The organism is Providencia sp. 2024EL-00732, from assembly GCF_044006275.1.
In the GTDB taxonomy this organism is placed as follows: Bacteria; Pseudomonadota; Gammaproteobacteria; order Enterobacterales; family Enterobacteriaceae; genus Providencia; species Providencia huashanensis.
Genome location: NZ_JBIPDG010000003.1, coordinates 88468 through 108809, shown reverse-complemented (window position 1 = coordinate 108809; position 20342 = coordinate 88468). Strand labels below are relative to the sequence as shown.

The 20342-nt window shown below is 39.9% G+C and carries 19 protein-coding genes and 1 riboswitch; of the genes, 11 read left to right on the top strand and 8 right to left on the bottom strand.

Features of this window, described 5'->3' with window-relative positions; genetic code table 11:
* Positions 1-100 precede the first annotated feature (100 nt).
* Positions 101-988 (top strand): SAM-dependent methyltransferase TehB, encoded by an 888-nt coding sequence (gene tehB, locus ACHB7C_RS07255; RefSeq protein WP_042845168.1) that lies wholly within the window; start codon positions 101-103, stop codon positions 986-988.
* A 58-nt stretch (positions 989-1046) separates the two neighbouring features.
* Here tehB and clcA read toward each other — a convergent pair whose 3' ends face one another.
* Positions 1047-2453 (bottom strand): H(+)/Cl(-) exchange transporter ClcA, encoded by a 1407-nt coding sequence (gene clcA / locus ACHB7C_RS07250; RefSeq protein WP_349483745.1) that lies wholly within the window; start codon positions 2451-2453, stop codon positions 1047-1049.
* Positions 2454-2797: 344 nt separating this feature from the next.
* Between clcA and hcp the strand changes: the two genes are divergently transcribed.
* Both hcp and hcr read left to right on the top strand, forming a co-directional pair.
* Entirely contained in the window at positions 2798-4450 is a 1653-nt protein-coding gene (hcp, locus tag ACHB7C_RS07245; RefSeq protein ID WP_042845165.1) for a hydroxylamine reductase, read from the top strand.
* A gap of 77 nt (positions 4451-4527) precedes the next feature.
* Positions 4528-5532, top strand: a complete 1005-nt coding sequence (gene hcr / locus ACHB7C_RS07240) for an NADH oxidoreductase (RefSeq protein ID WP_042845164.1) — start codon at positions 4528-4530, stop codon at positions 5530-5532.
* A 99-nt stretch (positions 5533-5631) separates the two neighbouring features.
* Here hcr and ACHB7C_RS07235 read toward each other — a convergent pair whose 3' ends face one another.
* A complete protein-coding gene (locus ACHB7C_RS07235; protein WP_042845162.1) occupies positions 5632-5868 on the bottom strand; it encodes a HEAT repeat domain-containing protein in 237 nt (78 codons plus the stop codon).
* A gap of 578 nt (positions 5869-6446) precedes the next feature.
* A riboswitch (M-box (ykoK) riboswitch) is annotated at positions 6447-6619 on the top strand.
* A gap of 73 nt (positions 6620-6692) precedes the next feature.
* Between ACHB7C_RS07235 and ACHB7C_RS07230 the strand changes: the two genes are divergently transcribed.
* A complete protein-coding gene (locus ACHB7C_RS07230; protein WP_042845160.1) occupies positions 6693-7763 on the top strand; it encodes a magnesium transporter in 1071 nt (356 codons plus the stop codon).
* Positions 7764-7793: 30 nt separating this feature from the next.
* Here ACHB7C_RS07230 and ACHB7C_RS07225 read toward each other — a convergent pair whose 3' ends face one another.
* Positions 7794-8327: a SprT family zinc-dependent metalloprotease gene (locus tag ACHB7C_RS07225; RefSeq protein WP_042845158.1), complete on the bottom strand. Its 534-nt coding sequence runs from the start codon at positions 8325-8327 to the stop codon at positions 7794-7796.
* A 108-nt stretch (positions 8328-8435) separates the two neighbouring features.
* On the opposite strand from ACHB7C_RS07225, the gene ACHB7C_RS07220 reads away from it, so the two are divergent.
* From ACHB7C_RS07220 to ACHB7C_RS07210, 3 genes are read left to right on the top strand one after another with little or no spacing between them, the layout of a single operon-like run.
* Positions 8436-8759, top strand: a complete 324-nt coding sequence (locus tag ACHB7C_RS07220) for a helix-turn-helix transcriptional regulator (RefSeq protein ID WP_042845157.1) — start codon at positions 8436-8438, stop codon at positions 8757-8759.
* 1 nt (position 8760) lies between these two features.
* The gene (locus ACHB7C_RS07215; protein ID WP_042845155.1) at positions 8761-9198 is read left to right on the top strand and encodes a YeeE/YedE family protein; all 438 of its coding nucleotides are present in this window, start codon (positions 8761-8763) and stop codon (positions 9196-9198) included.
* A gap of 4 nt (positions 9199-9202) precedes the next feature.
* Positions 9203-9613 (top strand): DUF6691 family protein, encoded by a 411-nt coding sequence (locus tag ACHB7C_RS07210; protein ID WP_042845154.1) that lies wholly within the window; start codon positions 9203-9205, stop codon positions 9611-9613.
* 83 nt (positions 9614-9696) lie between these two features.
* Here the strand turns inward: ACHB7C_RS07210 and metK are convergent, their stop codons facing one another.
* A complete protein-coding gene (metK, locus tag ACHB7C_RS07205; RefSeq protein WP_042845152.1) occupies positions 9697-10848 on the bottom strand; it encodes a methionine adenosyltransferase in 1152 nt (383 codons plus the stop codon).
* Positions 10849-11563: 715 nt separating this feature from the next.
* On the opposite strand from metK, the gene speA reads away from it, so the two are divergent.
* Both speA and speB read left to right on the top strand, forming a co-directional pair.
* Positions 11564-13468 carry a biosynthetic arginine decarboxylase gene (gene speA / locus ACHB7C_RS07200; protein ID WP_042845150.1) on the top strand — a complete coding sequence of 635 codons (1905 nt, stop codon included), beginning with the start codon at positions 11564-11566 and terminating at the stop codon, positions 13466-13468.
* Positions 13469-14066: 598 nt separating this feature from the next.
* Positions 14067-14987, top strand: coding sequence for an agmatinase (speB, locus tag ACHB7C_RS07195; protein WP_042845149.1), 921 nt, complete (start codon positions 14067-14069; stop codon positions 14985-14987).
* A gap of 159 nt (positions 14988-15146) precedes the next feature.
* On the opposite strand, the gene ACHB7C_RS07190 is transcribed toward speB, so the two are convergent.
* Entirely contained in the window at positions 15147-15893 is a 747-nt protein-coding gene (locus tag ACHB7C_RS07190) for an SDR family oxidoreductase (RefSeq protein WP_395346881.1), read from the bottom strand.
* 516 nt (positions 15894-16409) lie between these two features.
* On the opposite strand from ACHB7C_RS07190, the gene ACHB7C_RS07185 reads away from it, so the two are divergent.
* Entirely contained in the window at positions 16410-17189 is a 780-nt protein-coding gene (locus ACHB7C_RS07185) for an acetoin reductase (protein ID WP_042845147.1), read from the top strand.
* Between the two features lie 65 nt (positions 17190-17254).
* Here ACHB7C_RS07185 and ACHB7C_RS07180 read toward each other — a convergent pair whose 3' ends face one another.
* Complete coding sequence (locus tag ACHB7C_RS07180; RefSeq protein WP_210855952.1) at positions 17255-18130, bottom strand: alpha/beta fold hydrolase; 876 nt, start codon at positions 18128-18130, stop codon at positions 17255-17257.
* Positions 18131-18293: 163 nt separating this feature from the next.
* On the opposite strand from ACHB7C_RS07180, the gene ACHB7C_RS07175 reads away from it, so the two are divergent.
* Positions 18294-18542 carry a Pathogenicity locus gene (locus ACHB7C_RS07175; protein WP_042845143.1) on the top strand — a complete coding sequence of 83 codons (249 nt, stop codon included), beginning with the start codon at positions 18294-18296 and terminating at the stop codon, positions 18540-18542.
* Here ACHB7C_RS07175 and ACHB7C_RS07170 read toward each other — a convergent pair.
* Entirely contained in the window at positions 18539-19270 is a 732-nt protein-coding gene (locus ACHB7C_RS07170) for a TerC family protein (protein WP_042845141.1), read from the bottom strand. The two genes, ACHB7C_RS07175 and ACHB7C_RS07170, sit on opposite strands and share 4 nt — an antisense overlap.
* Before the next feature lie 76 nt (positions 19271-19346).
* A complete protein-coding gene (gene mutH / locus ACHB7C_RS07165; RefSeq protein ID WP_042845420.1) occupies positions 19347-20030 on the bottom strand; it encodes a DNA mismatch repair endonuclease MutH in 684 nt (227 codons plus the stop codon).
* Positions 20031-20342: the final 312 nt, after the last annotated feature.

Genomic DNA, 20342 nt, shown 5'->3' with positions numbered 1-20342 from the left:
CCGCTAGTGCTGACTGGCGGTTGATTTGTATCAAAACCCTGATTGTTTTATTAATGAAAGCTTTGCAGTGTTCAAGCTATCGGTATAAGATGTATTTAAAATGCAACTTATTGGTGATGATATGAATGAACTTGTGTGCTACAAGACCATGCCGGTCTGGAATAAAACCTCTTTACCGCTCATGTTTCAAGAGCGCCATAATACAAAAGAGGATACATACGCCCAGTTAAAGGTATTGAAAGGCTCTCTTGATTTTATCATTTTTAATGAAGATGGCAGCGAACAGCACTTCACCTTTGATGTTCATAACCAGCCGCCAATAATCGAACCACAAATTTGGCATCGTATTTCCAATTGTAGTGATGATATGGAATGCCAACTCGCCTTTTTGTGCCAACCAGAAATTAAATTTTATAAGCAGTATGGTTTAACGATCCCCCATTCAGAAGTTCGGTATTTATGTGAAAATAAATTATCAGCCCCTTGTAAAACGTTGGATTTAGGCTCTGGTCGTGGAAGGAACAGTTTTTACCTTGCATTACAAGGTTATGACGTTACTTCCGTCGATATCAATCCGCAACATATTCAAGCGATTGATTTTGTGAAAAAACAAGCAGGTATAGATAATATTCATACTGCTATTTACGATATTAATAGCCACCAAATTCAAGATGATTATCAATTAATTATTTCTACTGTGGTACTGATGTTTTTGCAGCGTGAAAAGATTGCGGATGTGGTGGCGAACATGCAACAGCATACGTTATCAGGTGGTATTAATGTGATTGTCTGTGCTGTTGAAACGCCAGATGCTCCATTAGATTTAGTTCCTTTTAAATGTTTCTTGAAGCCAGGCGAATTAAAACATTATTATCAAGACTGGGAAATTTTAAAATATAATGAAAACCCAGGTCATCTGCATCGCACGGATGCACAAGGAAACCGAATTAAGCTTAATTTCGCAACGCTAATTGCAAAAAAAAGATAAAACTATCTGATTGATAAAAAACGGGTTGTTTCAACAACCCGTTTTTTTATGGCTAACGCTAAGCAGAAGGGGGGATGGTCGCTTTCGCTGCTGACTCTTCTTTTGCACTACGCTCAAGTGTTTTTTCTAATATAACGGAGTAAAGGGGCCTACCACCTAAAAACTGGGCCATCATAGTGGCACCGATACAAGTAATAATCATAGGCAAGATAAGCTGATAATTATTCGTCATTTCTAAAACTAATACAATACCCGTTAAAGGGGCCCTTACCGTTGCAGCAAATAAAGCCCCCATGCCTGCGATGGCAAAAGTCCCCACTTCTATTTGGTAATGGGGAAATAGTTCGAGTACAGCATAGCCAAAAACACCACCAAATAACGTTCCCAGAGCGAGTAAGGGAGAAAAAATCCCTCCAGGTGCGCCTGAGCTAAAACTAATTGTTGAGGTTAAAAAGCGTAATGCAAAAAAGAGGAATATTAAGGTAATCGTAAATTGTCCTGCAACCATTTGGTGGATCACCGAGTAACCACCGCCAACAATTTCAGGGGTATAAACACCAATAGCACCAAAAGCCCCACCAATCAGCCCTCCCATTAAGACGAAACGAGAGATTTTATTTTGATAAAAGGCGAGAAATTTATCCTGTAAAAATAATAAAAAACGGTTGAAGCAGATCCCTACAATACCAAATAACAGCCCTAAAACTAAATAGAGCCAAAGTGTGTTCATGGGGGCTGAGGAAAATTGCCCGATATTTAATAAGGCGGCTTCCCCATTAATTAGTCTAAAAACAATAGTGGCTGTAACTGCACCTATGAATACAGCTTTAATGGAGATTAAACTGTACTTAAATTGAGGGCGCATCTCTTCAATAATAAATAATATCCCTGCAAGAGGCGCATTAAATGCAGTTGATAAGCCAGCGGCTGCACCCGCAGCTAATAAAGTGTGGCGAGATTCATTATCTTTTAAGCGAAAAATATCATAGAACATCTGGCTAATATTAGCCCCTAATTGGACTGTTGGCCCTTCACGCCCTAATACCATCCCAGAGCCTAGTGTTCCTAAGCCACCAAAAAATTTTACGGGGATGACTCTCCACCATCTAACAGGGCGTAAATCTTGCAGAGCCCCTTCGATTTCGGGGATACCAGAGCCCCCTGATTCAGGGGAAAAACGTTTAACAAGATAATAACCTATCATTGCAAGAATAGCTGAGACAGCAAACATAGTCGGAATAACTAACCATTTATCTATGGCTAAGTCGCCAACAGATTGAGTACGGTAGTTACTGATCCAAGTGGTGCCTAACATAAATAGAGAGCCAATAAGCCCAACGGCAGCGCCAATAATTGCGGCTAATAGTAAGATCTTTATGGGAGTCTTATCTGATTCTTTTAACCGTCTAAGTACACCGAAACGATATTTCATTACGGACTTACTTGTTAATTTTTCCTGTGCCATCTTTTTTTGATTCTCTTTTTGTGATTACATAACAATAACTTACATTCATAGTATAGCAAGAGATAAAGTAAACCTTATCATAGGAAAATTATATTGGAATAAATAGTGATTATTTTTCAAAAAATAAAATGAGGGCAGCTTATTCATTCTGAAATAATGAATAAACACTAAGGCCAGCAGCAGTTGGTTTATCATACTTCCAGTATTGATAATAGTTCTCATTAATACAAAACATTAACGTAGATCAATAAATGGTTAGATAGCTAACAATTCCACTTTTTTATTCTAATAAAGAGCGTAATCTTAATGTTGTATTTGAAATGCAACTTTAAGAGGCGAATAACATGTACTGTGTGCAATGTGAACAAACAATTAGAACTCCAGCTGGTAATGGCTGTGCATACGCGCAGGGTATGTGCGGTAAAACAGCAGAAACTTCTGACCTACAAGATTTATTAGTTGCTGTATTGCAAAGCTTATCGGCCAGTGCAGTTACGGCTCGTGAACTCGGTATTATCGATCATGATATTGATAGTTTTGCTCCACGCGCATTTTTCTCCACATTAACTAACGTCAATTTTGATTCAGACCGTATTATTGGTTATGCACGCGAAGCTATTTATTTACGTGATAAATTAATTAAACACTGCCAGTCAGTAAATAGTGCTGTGGTATTTAATCACCCCTTGATCCACTTGCAGTTAGCCGGTACCGATATTCCTACCTTACAGGCACAAGCAGCACAATTCTCTTTGGATATCGATAAGGCAGAAGTAGGCGAAGATATCCATGGATTACGCATGTTATGCCTCTATGGCTTAAAAGGGGCTGCGGCCTACATGGAACATGCTCATGTACTAGGCCAATATGATAATGAGGTTTATGGCCAATACCATAACATTATGGCTTGGCTAGGTACGTTGCCATCAGACATGAATGAATTGCTTGATAACTCAATGGCAATTGGTTTGATGAATTTTAAAATCATGGAAATATTAGATGCGGGTGAAACCGGTGAGTTTGGTCATCCAGTGCCAACTGAGGTTAATGTTCGCCCTGTTGCAGGTAAATGTATCTTGATTTCAGGCCATGATTTAAAAGATCTGAAAATGTTACTCGAGCAAACAGAAGGTACAGGGATCAATATTTATACCCATGGTGAAATGTTACCCGCACATGGTTATCCAGAACTGAAAAAATATGCTCATCTCGTCGGTAACTATGGCAGTGGGTGGCAAAACCAGCAAGTTGAATTTGCTAAATTCCCTGGGCCTGTTTTGATGACATCAAACTGTATTATTGACCCTGATGTTGGGCAATATAAAGACAGAATTTGGACGCGCAGCATTGTCGGCTGGCCGGGAGCTAAACACTTAGTTGGTGATGATTTTTCTGACATGATAGCGCAAGCACAATCACTAGCAGGGTTCCCATATACCGAAATTGAACACAAAATCACGGTTGGTTTTGGACGCCAAACTTTATTAGGCGCTGCTGATGCGGTGATTGATTTAGTCGCACAGAAAAAACTGCGTCATGTCTTCTTAGTAGGGGGTTGTGATGGTAGCCGTGGTGAAAGAAGTTACTACACTGATTTTGCACGTAGCGTACCTGAGGACTGCCTGATCCTAACATTAGCGTGTGGTAAGTATCGTTTTAATAAATTGGACTTCGGTACATTAGAAGGTTTACCACGTTTATTGGATGTTGGTCAGTGCAATGATGCTTATTCCGCAATCATGCTGGCGGTCAATCTGTCAGAGAAACTTGGATGTGGTATCAATGACTTACCACTAAGCTTGATTCTATCTTGGTTTGAACAAAAAGCGATTGTTATTCTATTAACACTATTGGCGCTAGGTGTGAAAAATATTTATACCGGTCCAACAGCCCCAGGTTTCTTAACCGAAAACTTATTAAATGTGTTAAATGAGAAGTTTGGTATGCGTAGCATCACCACGGTAGAGCAAGATCTCGCTGAAATTTTACCTGCATAATTAGTAAGACGACTGAACCCGTTTAAAATACCGATATGAGAGAAGGGGGCTGTGACCCCCTATAAAGGAGTGAAGCAATGACAATGCCAAGCAGTTTATGTCCAAATAGGATGCAAATTCATTCTATTATTCAAGAAACAGCGGATGTTTGGACTATCAATCTTATTAATCACGATTTCTATATGTATTCACCAGGGCAATATGCTTTGGTTAGTATTAAAAATAGTGATGAGGTCATGCGTGCTTATACTCTTTCATCATCACCAGGGCAAAGTCGTTTTATTTCGATTACAGTCAGGCGATTAGCAGATGGTATGGGGTCAAATTGGCTCACACGTTCTGTTAAAGAGGGTGATTACCTTTGGCTTTCAGCCGCTCAAGGGGAATTCACTTGCGCTAATGTAGAAAACCAACAATATTTAATGCTGGCGGCAGGTTGTGGCGTGACGCCGATTATGTCTATGACTCGTTGGCTAATGGCAAATCGTCCTGAGGCAAACGTCAAAGTATTATTTAATGTTCGCGATAACCAACAAGTCATTTTTGCACAAGAATGGCAACAATTAACCCAATTATATCCAGATAGGCTACAGCTGTGTGTAATGGCTGAAACTCCAGATAATGGGGAGGTTGCACAGGGTCGTTTAACCGAAGAAAAACTAAAAGTACTAGTACCCGATATTCATTCACGTATCGTAATGACATGTGGCCCAGTTCCATATATGAAAAATGCGCAGCAATTTGCTGCAAATTTAGGCGTCCCTGCTGAGCAATTCTTTATGGAGCGCTTTTCTACCGAACCAGAGGCTATTGATAGCGAAGATGTTCTGACATTAAAAATTCGTCAGCGTTTAGTGAATTTTAAAGTACCAGTTGGTACCTCTTTATTGTCTGCATTAGAACAAAATAAACAGCCGGTTATCGCGGCGTGCCGTGCAGGTGTCTGTGGTAGTTGTAAAACAAAGGTATTATCAGGAAATTACACCACATCCAGTACGATGACATTGACTGAAGCAGAGATTGCCGAAGGTTATGTTTTAGCCTGCAGCTGCCAATTACAAGGCGACACTGAAATCGAGTAAGGTTATTTAACGTCGTTAGGCTGTCTCATTATAAAAATAATGGGGCAGTGCTACACAATACGAAATAATATAAATTTAACGTACGCATAATAAGGGTTTTTAGTGTTCTATTTTTGGGCTATGTATGAAATAAACAGACAATTTACTCAATGTATTAATTGCTGAAACTGCGACTTCTTTATTTGGGTCTTGGCATAAGTCTATGATGCGTATGATGGCATCATGATATTCAATTGTTGCTTTAAAATCGCCTAATGCTGAAATTGCTGCGATTTTTATTTCATCATTCACTCTGTATGTTAAATTTGTTAACATACCTACAATTACTTTATCCATAATAAAACTTTCACTGTTAAATAAATTCAAAAATATTCTAAGATAATTCTAGTGATATTTAACTCTGAATTGACATCTAAAAATTATTATTAAGAATTAATAATTCATTTTTTACCAATATATTCGAATTAAATAACGTTATAAGTGTATTTTCTTACTAATTAATTTTTAAATTTGATTGTTATTGGTTTTAAAAACCACTCGAATAATTAGTATTAGTAATTTATAATACACCAATAAAGAGTGAGTGGTTTATTTAATAATGCTTGGAGTCATGGGTTTTGATATTTATGCTGTAAGGCAAGGAGTAAGGGTGAATTTAATTAATTTTATTAAATTATATCTTTAATGTTATTTTTGTTTTCTTGGTTATTATTGATGTGGTTACTGTTTTATTATAATGTTTTTATAACAAAAACATTATAATTTATTGTTTTTTACAAATTGTTACTTGATGAATTTATATTAAATATAAACTTAAACAAACCCTAAACAATAAGTTTACTATGCGTAAAAAAACGTAGATAGAGACTAGTAATTAATTTATCAATGGGTATAATTCGCGCCGCATCCAAAGTGCAGTATCTCGTTAGGCGAGGCTCCTATACAAACATAGGTTACTGATCTGACGACGTCGAGAGACGCCCAAGATTAGGACAGGATATATCGACCGAAGGTATATCCCCATGTAACTTCCTGCTCAATACAGGATACGTTGTATAGTGCTAAAACCGAGACGAAGAGATAGCTTTTGCATTCTCTCATCTGGTTTCGCCCCTATTTGAGTACTGTTTGAGTAACCAACAGTAATAGGGACTAAAAAAATGACATTCACTTCTCAAAACAAAGCGGGAGCAGTTGCAATTGCTCAATCCGCGATGAAAGGCACGCGCCTTAAAAACCACAATACACAGCAGCCTAAAATTGATGACGCAACTGTTAGTGCATATATGAGCCAATCATATCTACCAGTTTCTGTCGCAGATTCAATCGCCTGTGTAAAACAAAACCTTATTGAACACCTTGATGGCGAACAAATTCCGACTTATTTATTTGTTGTTGATAGCGACAATTATTTAAATGGAATTCTTTCAGTTAAATCATTGTTAGCTTCTCCAGAAGATTTATTAGTGTCTGATATTATGCGGCACAATTATTTTTCGGTTGCACCAGAACAATCTCGTCATGATGTCTATGACCTGATTAACCATAGTGGTCTAGATATGATCCCTGTTGTGCAATTTGGCAAATTAATGGGTGTTTTGCGTCCGCAAGATATCGCAGAACTGATTGAAGATGAGAATACACTTGATGCGCAGTTACAAGGCGCAACGACACCGCTTGATGAGCCTTATTTAACGACTAGTCCAGTAACACTGTGGCGTAAACGTGTAGTTTGGTTGTTAATGTTATTTGTCGCTGAAGCCTATACAGGGACAGTATTAAAAGCATTTGAAGAACAACTTGAAGCAGCAATTTCACTTGCGTTCTTTATCCCATTATTGATTGGTACTGGTGGCAACAGCGGTACTCAAATTACGTCAACGCTAGTTCGTGCAATGGCGTTGGGAGAAGTTAGCTTACGTAACCTTGGTGCAGTGCTGAAAAAAGAGGTTTCTACTTCATTTTTAGTTGCTGTCACTATTGGTGGGGCTGCTTTAATTCGTGCTTGGATCTTAGGCGTTGGTCACGAAGTAACGATTGTTGTAAGCTTAACAATTGTCGCTATCACTATGTGGAGTGCGATTGTTTCTTCAATTATACCAATGGTATTAAAGAAACTAAAAGTAGACCCAGCAGTCGTATCGGCACCGTTTATTGCGACTTTTATTGACGGCACAGGTTTGATTATCTACTTCGAAATTGCCAAATTAGTGATGACGGAGTTTGCTTAAGAGACATGTTGAATTTGCTACGGCGGAAGGTTAATTTTCTGCCGTAGCGGCACTAACTTCCTTCGGTTTTAAAATTTCCCCACATCGACGACACAAATATTGGTTTTCACCTCTCATCACTTTGTTATGACGACGTATTGTTAATTCATGGGTTGTTTTACAGGCACAGGTGTAATTAAAGGTTTTACTTTTTACTGTTGCGACTGAAAAACGATGAGTACGGTTTGCATCCACTTCTAGCACATGTTGCATCATCCATTTCCATTCTTTGCCATGGGGCGCAATTCCCTGTCGACCGAACACCTTAAAAACCAATAAGTGAGCCAGTTCATGAGGAACAACCTCATCGATGAAAAGATGTGTATTTTCAATTAGTAATATTGGATTAATACGAATTTCCCATTCTTTTAAGTAAGCACTACCAGCTGTTGTGCCGCGTTGTTTGTAATTGAGTTTGGGTTCTGGAAAAGCTTGTTCAAGTTTTTGTTCCGCCAACGCGAGCTTTTCCCGTAGGGTGCTCATGACTCGTTGCTGTAAAAAAATAGGGACTCTAATCGTTTTCATAAGCTAAGGATACGTGAAGGTGAGCAAGGCAAACAAGTAAAATTTGACGATTATTATATAAAAATATATATTATAATAATACATAATAAAGATAACTAACGTGACTATATGAATAATACACCAGAAGAATTGCTTTTTGCGATGAAGCAAGCAGCAACACAAACTGCATCATTATTAAAAACACTGGGGAATCCTGATCGCTTAATCCTACTTTGCCAATTAACACAGGGGGAAGCTTGCGTCAGTGAATTAGAGGAACAACTGGGTATCCAACAGCCCACCTTATCACAACAACTGACTGTGTTACGAAATGAAGGCTTAGTGACAACTCGTCGTGAGGGTAAACGCATTTACTATGCAATAGCAGATGAAAAACTATTCACGCTACTTAATACGTTATATCAACTTTATTGCCCGGCAAAGGAGAACTAACATGGTGATTGATTGGGCTAATTTTACCCCGATATCCGCTGCGATAGGGGGCGTGCTGATTGGGTTGGCAGCGGCAATTTTATTAGTTTTTAACGGACGAATAGCAGGGATTAGCGGCATTTTAGGTGGTTTACTAAGACCGATAAAAGGTGATACGGCATGGAAGGCGGCTTTTATCATTGGATTGATGATTGCCCCGTTGTTATTCACTTGGTTTGCTTATACGCCAGAAGTAAATATTACGGCTAGCGTACCAGTTTTAATTCTAGCAGGTCTATTTGTTGGCTTTGGCACGCGTTTAGGGGGGGGATGTACCAGTGGCCATGGCATTTGCGGTATGTCGAGGTTTTCTCGTCGCTCCATTGTTGCCGTAATTATTTTTATGCTTGTGGCTTTTGTAACCGTAGCGCTTGCTAACCAGTACGGGCTAAGGGGATAAGTGAATGCCAATTATAATTGCACTGATATCAGGAATATTATTTGGTTTAGGTTTGGTGATAGCGGGGATGGGAAACCCGGCTAAAATTCTATCCTTTCTTGATATTACGGGGAATTGGGACCCGTCCTTACTTGTCACAATGGCAGTGGCAATGGTGATTAGTGGGGTTTCCTATGTTTTTATCAAAAGAAAACGAGTAAGTATCCTGAGTTGTCCATTACAAATACCAACTAACCAAATAATTGATAAAAAGCTGATTACGGGCAGCGTGTTATTTGGTGTTGGATGGGGGCTTGCAGGTATTTGCCCAGGACCTGCCTTGCTATTAACAGGAATGGGGGTTACTCAAGGGGTTATATTTACGTTAGCTATGATAGCAGGAATGGCAATTTTCCAATTTACACAAAAAAATTAAGCCATTTATATGACGATATTATCGACAATAAAAACCCATCATTAGCAGATGGGTTTTTTACTTTACGGTATTAACTAAATAAATTATAAGCCAGCGGCACTGCGCAATAATTCAGCTTTATCCGTTTTTTCCCAAGGGAATTGCGAACGACCAAAATGGCCATATGATGCAGTTTGCTGATAAATTGGGTGTAGAAGGTCAAGCATATTAATTAAACCGTAAGGGCGTAAGTCAAAGAATTCACGTACTAATTTAATTAATAACGATTCATCTACTTTAGCCGTACCAAATGTTTCGACCATAATAGAGGTTGGCTCAGCGACACCAATAGCATAAGAAACTTGGATCTCGCAGCGGTCTGCAAGCCCTGCAGCCACAATATTTTTCGCAACATAGCGTGCAGCATAAGCCGCGGAGCGGTCGACTTTAGAAGGGTCTTTACCAGAAAAAGCACCACCACCATGACGAGCCATACCACCGTATGTATCAACGATGATTTTACGGCCAGTCAAACCACAGTCACCCATTGGGCCCCCAATGACAAAGCGACCTGTTGGGTTAATAAAATATTTAGTTGCAGAACTTAACCATTCAGCAGGAAGAACAGGTTTAATGATTTCTTCCATTACGGCTTCGTGCAGGTCTTTTTGTTGAATTTCTTCAGAATGCTGAGTGGATAAAACCACCGCATCAATACCGACAATTTTATTGTTGTCATATTGAAAGGTAACCTGACTTTTTGCATCTGGACGTAACCAAGGTAAGGTGCCATTTTTACGTACATCTGCTTGGCGTTGAACTAAGCGATGTGCATAAGTAATTGGCGCTGGCATTAATACATCAGTTTCATTAGTGGCATAACCAAACATAAGACCTTGGTCACCTGCACCTTGTTCTGATGGGTCGATACGATCAACACCTTGATTGATATCAGGTGATTGTTTACCAATGGCACTTAAGACCGCACATGAATTGGCATCAAAGCCCATTTCGGAGCTGGTATAACCGATTTCGCGAACCGTTTTGCGTGTGATTTCTTCAATATCAACCCAAGCACTGGTGGTGATTTCTCCCCCAACCATCACCATACCTGTTTTGACGTAGGTTTCGCAGGCAACGCGAGCTTTCGGGTCTTGTTCTAGAATAGCATCAAGTACTGCATCAGAGATTTGATCAGCAATTTTATCTGGATGCCCTTCTGATACAGACTCAGAAGTAAAGAGATGTGTAGCCATGAGATTAATACCTTAAGAATTCGCAGATTTATAATTGGATGTTTTAACATCTAGACGTCTATTTTAGTCTCATACAGCAAAAATTTCTACCTCTATTTATACAAAAAACGGCTAGAGCACAAAACAACGACCCATAAAGTTTTATCTCAATTTAGTTATTTTGGTTTTGCTTTTTGAGCGTAATAGATGTATAAACAGCGACCGTAACGGATGGTTGTTATTTCCCGTTATATACCAGCAGGTAAAATAAAATCCCTGCTATCTATCAGGAATGTTTATAAACTTTTGAATTTCAATAAAAAACAAGGTGATATAGCTTAAATCAACAGGTCAACCTGCCAAAATAGTGCTACAACATTGAAATTTTAAAGGGTTAAACAGTTATATTGGGGGTTAATGGGGAATGAACCATAATCTACTGAATAACAGTATCCAACCGTCATTTGCGGATCGCCGCGTGACATTGGCGTTTACTTTCCTGTCATTCTTTACTTCATCACGAAGTTACCGTCACATCTCTAATACACCTTTGAGGCTGAGTCATTAATTTGTCAGCTTAAGGTCGTATATTGTCACTGTTTAGATGTTCTAAGCACTTTTTATTAAAATCTGAGTATTGCCGTTTCCCCGACATAACTGTCTTGTCGTGCCATGTCGTAATTACATGCATCGGAAGGAGAACGCGTCACTCACCCCTCCATATTAGGAGTTTGTTATGAATGATAATATCGCTCGCAAAATGCGCCAGACTTACAATATTGCGTATTGGGGTGGTGGTTACTATCAGGTGAATGAGCGCGGAAATGTCTGTGTTTGCCCTAATCCTGAAAACCCTGACACCTTTGTTGATTTAGCTGACCTTGTAAACGAGGTCAAAGAAGAACAACAGCATTTACGTTTACCTGCTTTGTTTTGCTTCCCACAAATTCTACAGCATCGCCTTCGCTCAATAAATGCGGCGTTTAGACGTGCTCGTGAATCTTATGGCTACAAGGGGGATTATTTCCTTGTTTATCCTATCAAAGTCAACCAACAACGCCGTGTGATTGAATCTTTAGTCAATTCGGGGGAACCATTAGGGCTAGAAGCGGGCTCTAAAGCAGAGTTAATGGCTGTTTTAGCCAATGCAGGCAAAACACAGACAGTGATTGTTTGTAACGGTTATAAAGACCGTGAATACATTCGCTTAGCTCTGATTGGGGAAAAATTAGGTCACAAAGTTTATCTGGTGATCGAAAAAATGTCCGAAATTGAGATGGTACTCGCAGAAGCTAAAAGCCTTGATGTCACTCCACGCTTAGGGGTACGTGCCCGTCTTGCTTCGCAAGGGTCTGGTAAATGGCAAGCTAGTGGTGGTGAAAAATCCAAATTTGGTTTGGCTGCGACTCAAGTATTACAGTTAGTCGAAATCCTGCGTAATGCAGGTCGTTTAGACAGCTTGCAACTGCTTCATTTTCATCTGGGTTCTCAGATGGCAAATATTCGTGATATTGCCACGGGTGTTCGTGAATCCGCGCGTTTTTATGTGGAACTACATCGTATAGGCGTCAATATTCAATGTTTTGATGTGGGCGGTGGTCTAGGTGTTGACTATGAGGGGACTCGCTCCCAATCTGATTGCTCAGTTAACTATGGTTTAAATGAATACGCTAACAACGTGATTTGGGCTATTGGTGATGCTTGTGAAGAGTTTGGGTTACCACACCCAACGGTTATCACTGAATCTGGCCGTGCGTTAACGGCGCATCATACCGTTTTAGTTTCCAATGTGATTGGTGTAGAGCGCAACGAATTTACTAAGACATCACCACCAAATGAAGATGCCCCGCGCTCACTTATTTCATTGTGGGACACATGGGAATCGATGCAACATCAAGGGAATAGCCGCTCGTTGCGTGAATGGTTACATGATAGTCAGTTTGACTTACAAGAAGCGCATACCCAATACGCACATGGTGTTTTAGATTTAACTCAACGTGCATGGGCTGAAGAGTTGTATCTTAATATTTGCCGCCGTATTCAACAAGATTTGGACCCGAGTAACCGTGCTCATCGTCCAATAATCGATGAACTTCAAGAACGTATGGCAGATAAGTTCTATGTTAATTTCTCCTTATTCCAGTCATTACCAGACTCATGGGGTATTGACCAAGTTTTCCCTGTATTGCCGATTGAGGGGCTAGATAAACCATTAGACCGCCGTGCTGTATTGTTAGACATAACATGTGATTCTGACGGTATTATTGACCATTATGTCGATGGCGATGGGGTTGAAACCACCATGCCAATGCCTGCTTATGACCCAGAAAACCCACCAATGATTGGTTTCTTTATGATTGGGGCATATCAGGAAATTTTAGGCAACATGCATAATTTATTCGGTGATACCGCTGCGATAGATGTATGGGTTGATAGCCAAGGTAATGTGCGTTACTTACAAAGTGAAGAAGGCGACTCCGTGGCTGATATGCTGCAATACGTTAAACTGGTTCCTGAAGTGTTATTAGAAAGCTTTACTGAGCAAGTTAAAGGGACGGGGCTGAGTGAGCAGCTACAGAAAGATTTTGTGGAAGAGTTCGAGAACGGGTTGTATGGGTATACTTATCTCGAAGACGAATAAGTTATCTAATGCTCGTCATATTTCGTGCTGTGGCGGTGTTGGCTGCACTCGGTTACTCGGGTCACATACTTGTGTATGCTCCCCGAGATATCCTTATTTGCCGCCTAGCCACAACACGAACTATTTAGAGCATTATGCACGTTATATTTTGTAGAGTGGCGGTGTTGGCTGCACTCGGTTACTCGGGTCACATACTTGTGTATGCTCCCCGAGATATCCTTGTTTGCCGCCTAGCCACAACACGAACTATTTAGAGCATTATGCACGTTATATTTTGTAGAGTGGCGGTGTTGGCTACATTCGGCAACTCGGGTCACATACTTGTGTATGCGCGTCATATTTCGCACTGTCGCGTTGTTGGCTGCATTTGCCAACCCTAGTCACATACTTGTGTATGCTCCTAGGGCTTGGCTCATTTGCCGCCTAGCGACAGCTCGAACTATTTAGCGCATGAGTTGAGAGTATTGCAGATAATAACTTTGTGCAAATAACATGATTTGTTTATTATTTATACTGTGCGAAGTTAATTAGATAAAAACCATTCGAATCGAATATTAAAAGGGCTTGCTAATAGGCAGGTTCATTTTGAGGAACAGAAATGATTAATAGTACTTTAGGCAATCAAGTTGATAATTCACTGGTTTCTAACGCATTTGGTTTCTTACGTTTTCCGCTGAATTTTCAACCTTATAGTTCAGATGCCCAGTGGGTGATCACAGGTGTACCATTTGATATGGCGACGTCAGGGCGCGCTGGAAGTCGTCATGGCCCTGCGGCAATTCGCCAAGTTTCTACTAATCTTGCATGGGAAAGCCATCGTTGGCCGTGGAAATTTAAATTAACCGAGCGTTTAAAGGTGGTTGACTGTGGGGATGTTGTGTTTGCTTTCGGTGATGCTCAAGACATGTGCGATAAACTGCAAGCTCATACGGAAAAGCTACTTGAATCGGGTAAACGTTGCTTAACATTTGGTGGTGACCATTTTGTGACACTGCCGCTGTTACGTGCTCATGCAAAACACTTTGGTAAAATGGCATTAGTGCATTTCGACGCTCATACTGACACTTATGGTAATGGCAGCCAGTATGATCATGGCACTATGTTCTATCATGCGCCGAAAGAAGGGCTAATTGACCCAACCCGTTCAGTGCAAATCGGTATTCGTACTGAGCACGATAGTGACAACGGTTTTACAGTGTTAGATGCAGCGCAAGTCAACGATCGTGGAGTAGATGACATGATCGCGCAGATTAAAGATATTGTTGGTGACATGCCAGTATATTTGACATTCGATATTGACTGTCTTGACCCAGCGTTTGCACCGGGAACAGGGACACCTGTTGTGGGTGGCTTAACCTCAGACCGTGCATTGAAATTGCTGCGTGGTTTACAGCCATTAAATATTGTGGGTATGGATTTAGTGGAAGTGGCTCCCGCTTATGACCAATCTGAGATTACTGCATTAGCGGCGGCATCCATTGCATTGGAAATGTTATATATCCAAGCATCTAAAGAATAATGTATTTATTTCTATTTTAGAATCAAAGCCACCAACTCGGTGGCTTTTTTTAGGTTGCGAACCAACGCTATGCTTGCATGAGGTTTTATTTAAAATGGCGCTGCGGTTTGGTTTTGCATTTTTTCCTAAAACGGATTAACTTTTTTCTCCTAACAAGTCTTATTTGCATACGGAAACGCCTCCATCCACATATAATGATGTTCCGGTTATAAAACTTGATAGTGAACATGCTAAAAATAACGCGGAGGATGCGATTTCCTCAGGTTCAGCTAACCGTTTCATCGCGTGTAAATTTGCTGCCCATTCACGTTGTTGTTGGTTGCCTGCCATATCGGTATTTACCCCACCGGGTAGAATGACGTTTGCCCGAATATTCTTATCTGAATAGTCCACCGCGATACCTTTAGCTAACGCCAGTAAAGAGGATTTGGCTGTTCCATAACTGCACATCTCTGGAAGACTGATACTATTACCAACAAAACTTGAGGTGAATATAATTGACCCTCCCCCTGATTTAACCATTAAAGGTATTTGATTTTTAGCGCCTAAAAATGCGGCTGTAGAGTTTATAGTTTGAACCTGTACCCACTCTTCAAGGCTGAACTCTGCTACTGGTTTCATTGGGCCTACCATGCCAGCATTATTTACAGCGATATCCAATCGTCCAAATTCTTTTGAAACTAGGTTTATCAGGTTGAAATGTGTCTCTTCTAAGCAGATATCTCCCGCATAATAAATTGCAGTTCCTCCTGTGGCATTGATCTCATTAGCCACTTCGCTAAGCTCCGCTTTTCGTCTACCGGTCAGGCACACTGAAGCTCCATTTTGAGCAAACATTATTGCGATAGAGCGGCCAATACCAGAAGATGCCCCAGTGATAATTGCAGTTTTACCGTTGAGTAGCATGTTTATCCCTCATTTTTCTATGGAGTCCTCAAAATAAAGGGTTTTAAATCAGGAAAAACTCGGCTTATTGCTTTTTATTTTGGTTTAAAACAATGTGTTGTTGTGTGAAATTTATTCGCCTTGCAGGGACAAAGAAGATTAATGTTACTGAAATCGTTAACATTAATCGGTATATAGGGAAACGCCAGGATGGAACTGAGAGAATAATTGAAACGTATGAGCCCCAATTCGATTTTAAATTTCAATTAATTGTGTATTAATTAAACATAATACAAGAAATCGCATTTTTTGTTTATTATATTGATAATGATTTTTATTAACAATCATCTTTGAATTTCATTATTTATCCCTTTTTCTTTGGAAAATCAAAAGCATTTATCAAGTTAATAGTTAAATATATCTAATAAATAGAGAATGGCAGAAGAAAATCTTTACTTTGTAACTTATTGTTATTATTGCTAACTTATTGTTAATGGTGGACTAGTCATTTTGACTATTATTCAGTAGGAGAACAGTATGGCGTTAAATAATAAAGTCATTTTAGTTACTGGTGCGGCACAAGGAATTGGTCGCGGTATTGCATTACGCTTAGCAAAAGAAGGTGCCAATATCGCACTGGTGGATTTGAAAAAAGATAAACTTGAAGATGTTGCAAAAGAAATTGCAGCCTTAGGTCGTAAAGTGACAACATTTGCCGCAGATATCAGTCAACGTGACCAAGTATTTGCTGCGGTAGCTCATGCAGAAGCAGAGTTAGGTGGTTTCGATGTAATGATCAACAATGCAGGGATTGCTCAAGTTAAGCCAATCGCTGATGTTCGCCAAGAAGATATGGATTTAATCTTCAAAATTAACGTAGATGGCACTATGTGGGGCATCCAAGCGGCTAGCGAGAAATTCAAAGAGCGTAAGCATAAAGGTAAAATCATCAATGCTTCCTCGATTGCAGGCCACGATGGTTTCGCTATGTTAGGAGTGTACTCAGCAACTAAATTTGCGGTTCGTGCGTTAACTCAAACGGCGGCAAAAGAATATGCAAGTTCAGGTATTACGGTGAATGCATATTGCCCAGGTATTGTGGGTACAGATATGTGGGTTGAGATTGACGAACGCTTTGCAGAAATCACTGGGGCACCAAAAGGCGAAACCTACAAAAAATATGTTGAAGGTATCGCACTGGGTCGTGCTCAAACCCCTGATGATGTAGCAGGTTTAGTGGCATTCTTAGCCAGCGATGACTCTGATTATATTACAGGTCAATCAATTTTGACTGATGGCGGGATTGTTTATCGCTAATTCACATATGTGATATCAAAATTGAACTGATAGCCGCGTTGATTTATTCAGCGCGGCTTTTTTCATTAAGCGGCTTGCTTCTTAATATTAGTTAAAATAGCGTCTGCTTGTGTCCAAAGCAATGAACCGCCTTCTTGAGGATATAAGTAGCGGTTGCAGTTTAAAAAACGGCTGGACAACACTTCACCAAAATCAGGGGAATGTACTGTGCTCATATCCAACTCGCCGTACCATAAGGAGGTAGGACATTGAATATTTTCAGGGGTAAAGCCCCATTCTTGCAAGGTGATTAATAAGTCTTGTACATATCCTTGGTTACCTTGAGCAAAAGCGCGCTGAATACAACTTGTATAGGCTGCAAGAAATTGTTCTTCATTGTACAGTTGTTGGTCTATTTCTGCACTGCAATTGAGGATAAAAGCTAATAGCCACTCTCCTGTTACATTCTTAAGTAGCCAATCGGATAAATTATCAGGCGTATTAAGCGCTTGTTCCTGCATATTCACAACATCGGCCGTTAATTTTGCGCGAGTATCTGGGTATTCAAATTGGTCTTGCCCAGAAACAATAGACAGTGAATTTGGCTGGCAATAATAGGCAATGGCCATCGCAAAGACCGCACCTTGGGAAAAGCCAATTACAGAAAAGGTATCAATAGATTGCTCATTTAAAAGCGCTTGGATATCCATAGCAAAACTTTTTAATGATTTTTTTGTTTGGAAGGTGGAGCCCCCAAGCCCTGCGCGTTCAGGAACAATTAAGCGAATATTTAATTGTTGCAGTAAATCTAACCCAAAGCCCAATGTGCCACTCATACCTGCTCCAGTACAAAAAATCACGGGGAAACCTGTTTTGGGGCCTGATTCAAACCAACACAATTGACGACCATCGGCTAACGTCATCGTATGTTGATGTAGATTGGTCACTGGAACGTTATACATATGAATTCCTAAGATAAAGCAAGTTTGGGCTGGGTGATAAGATAGGTCAGTTAATAATTATTCAAACTGGCATTGTTATAATTGCGATTTTAAAGTATTAAAGAGGTAAATTGCAAAATATTAGCTTAAATAATTATTGGGTAATTAGTATAAAGAGGGTGATATGGCATTTTCCGAGTCAGAAAAGCAAATTTTATTGGCTGTTAAAGGGGTTGGTCCCATGGTGATAAGCCGCTTAGAGCAAATGGGGTTTAGCTCATTAGCTCAATTAAGTGAAGCTTCTTATGATGAAATTTTAATTTCAGGAGCCGCATTAACAGGCTCAAGTTGTTGGAAAAATAGCCCTCAGGCCAAGAAAGCCGTTGAGGGGGCTATCTTGGCAGCAAAGCAAGCGCTTGGAACATCAAGTTAATGGGGGGGATGTTTTGTTTTCCATTTTTTACTGCGTAAAATATTAAGTACCTGTACTGCCATTGAAAAGAACATAGCAAAGTAAATATAGCCTTTTGATACATGGACTTGGACGCTTTCGAGTATCAGCGTAAAACCGACTAATATTAAAAAGGATAAGGCTAAAATTTTCACTGACGGATACCGGTCAACAAACTCCCCAATAGGTTTGGCGGCAACCATCATAATTAATACTGCAATAATTACCGCCGCCATCATGATGAATAAGTGATCTGACAGCCCAACGGCCGTGATCACAGAATCTAGACTAAAAATAATATCTAACAAAGCAATTTGTACGATAGCCCCCCAAAATGAGCTAATGCGCTTACTGGCAAAACTATTCTCATCTTCCCCTTCAATAGTGTCGAAAATCTCTTGGCTAGCTTTCCAAATGAGAAAAATGCCTCCTGCACACAAGATTAAATCGCGGGCAGATACCATATGCTCAGCAATGCTAAAAAGTGGTGTGGTGAGTCGTGATAACCAAGCTATTGAGGCAAGTAACGCAAGACGCATTACCATTGCTGCTATCAGCCCAGTGCGCCTTGCACTATTTTGTTGGTGGGCAGGGAGCTTGCTGACGACAATACTGAGGAAAATAATATTATCTATGCCTAATACAATTTCTAATATTGTTAGTGTAGCCAGTGCCATCCACGCATTAGGGTCCAATATCCACTCAAACATCTTTGTACCTTCTAAATCAAATAAATAAACAGTGATAATTGTTTATCGTCTGCTTTGGTACAGGCGATGGGGGTTGTTAAGCAAGATTAAAATGCCGCGCTAATAAAGGCGCAGTGAAATCTTTCTTAAGGTAAAAACCACGTGGTAATGTCATGATTGGTTGACCAAATTCACCAATCGCTTCAGTTAGTGCTTTATTATTTGCTGCTTTGGGGCGAATTTGTAGTACTTGGCCATGCCGTGCCGTAATGGTTTCTACTTTACCTAACACGATGAGGTCCATTAACTCCTCCCAATCTTGCCGTAGCAATTGTTCTTCAAAAGGAGAAGGGCTCCAAATTAAGGGGTTAGCGACGCGCCGTTGGGCAAGAGGGATTTGTCTTTCTCCCTCGATTGGGAACCATAAAATTCGCGATAGCTTACGGCGTACATGGCTATTTTCCCATGTTAAACCACTGTTGCCCGTTAATGGTGCTACAGAAACGAAGGTGGTTTCTAATGGAACGCCGTGGCGGTCAATTGGGATGGTTTTTAATTCAATACCAATATGAGCGAAATCTTGTTCTGCTTTGCTACCTGCGCTGGCACCTAAAAAATACTCCAATAACATCCCAACCCAACCTTTGTCTCGTTTAAGATTAGGGGGGATTGGGATATTGGCTATTTGAGCGAGCTGACCCAGTGTATAGCCCGCGAGTGCTTGAGCCCTATTCATAAGGGTTGCTTCGTTTTCAGGTGGTTGCGGTGGTATAAATGGCATCATGATTTGGGTATTAGTGTGTAAAAAACGAACAAAAATAAATTACTGAATGAGGTGAGTATAACACTTTATAGCTATAAATTTTAACCATATGAAATATATGATAATATCATTAATTATTTACGTATATTAAAAACGATTTTAGAGGTTATTAAAGTTCCTCCCAAGATAATCACAGGATCATGCACTAGGTTATCCACAGGATTTCTGGATAACTGTTAAAAATAGGGAGCACTGTGTGCATTTACAGGCTTGACGAAACGTTTTTTTTGAAGTTTATCACAAAAAACGAGTGAGTTAAGCGCATATGTT

Coding starts and splice junctions, on each gene's coding strand:
- hcr (WP_042845164.1), top strand. CDS start 4,528: ATGACAATGCCAAGCAGTTTATGTCCAAATAGGATGCAAATTCATTCT.
- ACHB7C_RS07230 (WP_042845160.1), top strand. CDS start 6,693: ATGACATTCACTTCTCAAAACAAAGCGGGAGCAGTTGCAATTGCTCAA.
- ACHB7C_RS07190 (WP_395346881.1), bottom strand. CDS start 15,893: ATGCTACTCAACGGTAAAACTGCAATTATCACTGGGGCATCTTCTGGT.
- speA (WP_042845150.1), top strand. CDS start 11,564: ATGAATGATAATATCGCTCGCAAAATGCGCCAGACTTACAATATTGCG.
- ACHB7C_RS07175 (WP_042845143.1), top strand. CDS start 18,294: ATGGCATTTTCCGAGTCAGAAAAGCAAATTTTATTGGCTGTTAAAGGG.
- ACHB7C_RS07210 (WP_042845154.1), top strand. CDS start 9,203: ATGCCAATTATAATTGCACTGATATCAGGAATATTATTTGGTTTAGGT.
- mutH (WP_042845420.1), bottom strand. CDS start 20,030: ATGCCATTTATACCACCGCAACCACCTGAAAACGAAGCAACCCTTATG.
- speB (WP_042845149.1), top strand. CDS start 14,067: ATGATTAATAGTACTTTAGGCAATCAAGTTGATAATTCACTGGTTTCT.
- ACHB7C_RS07180 (WP_210855952.1), bottom strand. CDS start 18,130: ATGTATAACGTTCCAGTGACCAATCTACATCAACATACGATGACGTTA.
- metK (WP_042845152.1), bottom strand. CDS start 10,848: ATGGCTACACATCTCTTTACTTCTGAGTCTGTATCAGAAGGGCATCCA.
- ACHB7C_RS07235 (WP_042845162.1), bottom strand. CDS start 5,868: ATGGATAAAGTAATTGTAGGTATGTTAACAAATTTAACATACAGAGTG.
- ACHB7C_RS07220 (WP_042845157.1), top strand. CDS start 8,436: ATGAATAATACACCAGAAGAATTGCTTTTTGCGATGAAGCAAGCAGCA.
- tehB (WP_042845168.1), top strand. CDS start 101: ATGCAACTTATTGGTGATGATATGAATGAACTTGTGTGCTACAAGACC.
- ACHB7C_RS07170 (WP_042845141.1), bottom strand. CDS start 19,270: ATGTTTGAGTGGATATTGGACCCTAATGCGTGGATGGCACTGGCTACA.
- ACHB7C_RS07225 (WP_042845158.1), bottom strand. CDS start 8,327: ATGAAAACGATTAGAGTCCCTATTTTTTTACAGCAACGAGTCATGAGC.
- ACHB7C_RS07215 (WP_042845155.1), top strand. CDS start 8,761: ATGGTGATTGATTGGGCTAATTTTACCCCGATATCCGCTGCGATAGGG.
- hcp (WP_042845165.1), top strand. CDS start 2,798: ATGTACTGTGTGCAATGTGAACAAACAATTAGAACTCCAGCTGGTAAT.
- clcA (WP_349483745.1), bottom strand. CDS start 2,453: ATGGCACAGGAAAAATTAACAAGTAAGTCCGTAATGAAATATCGTTTC.
- ACHB7C_RS07185 (WP_042845147.1), top strand. CDS start 16,410: ATGGCGTTAAATAATAAAGTCATTTTAGTTACTGGTGCGGCACAAGGA.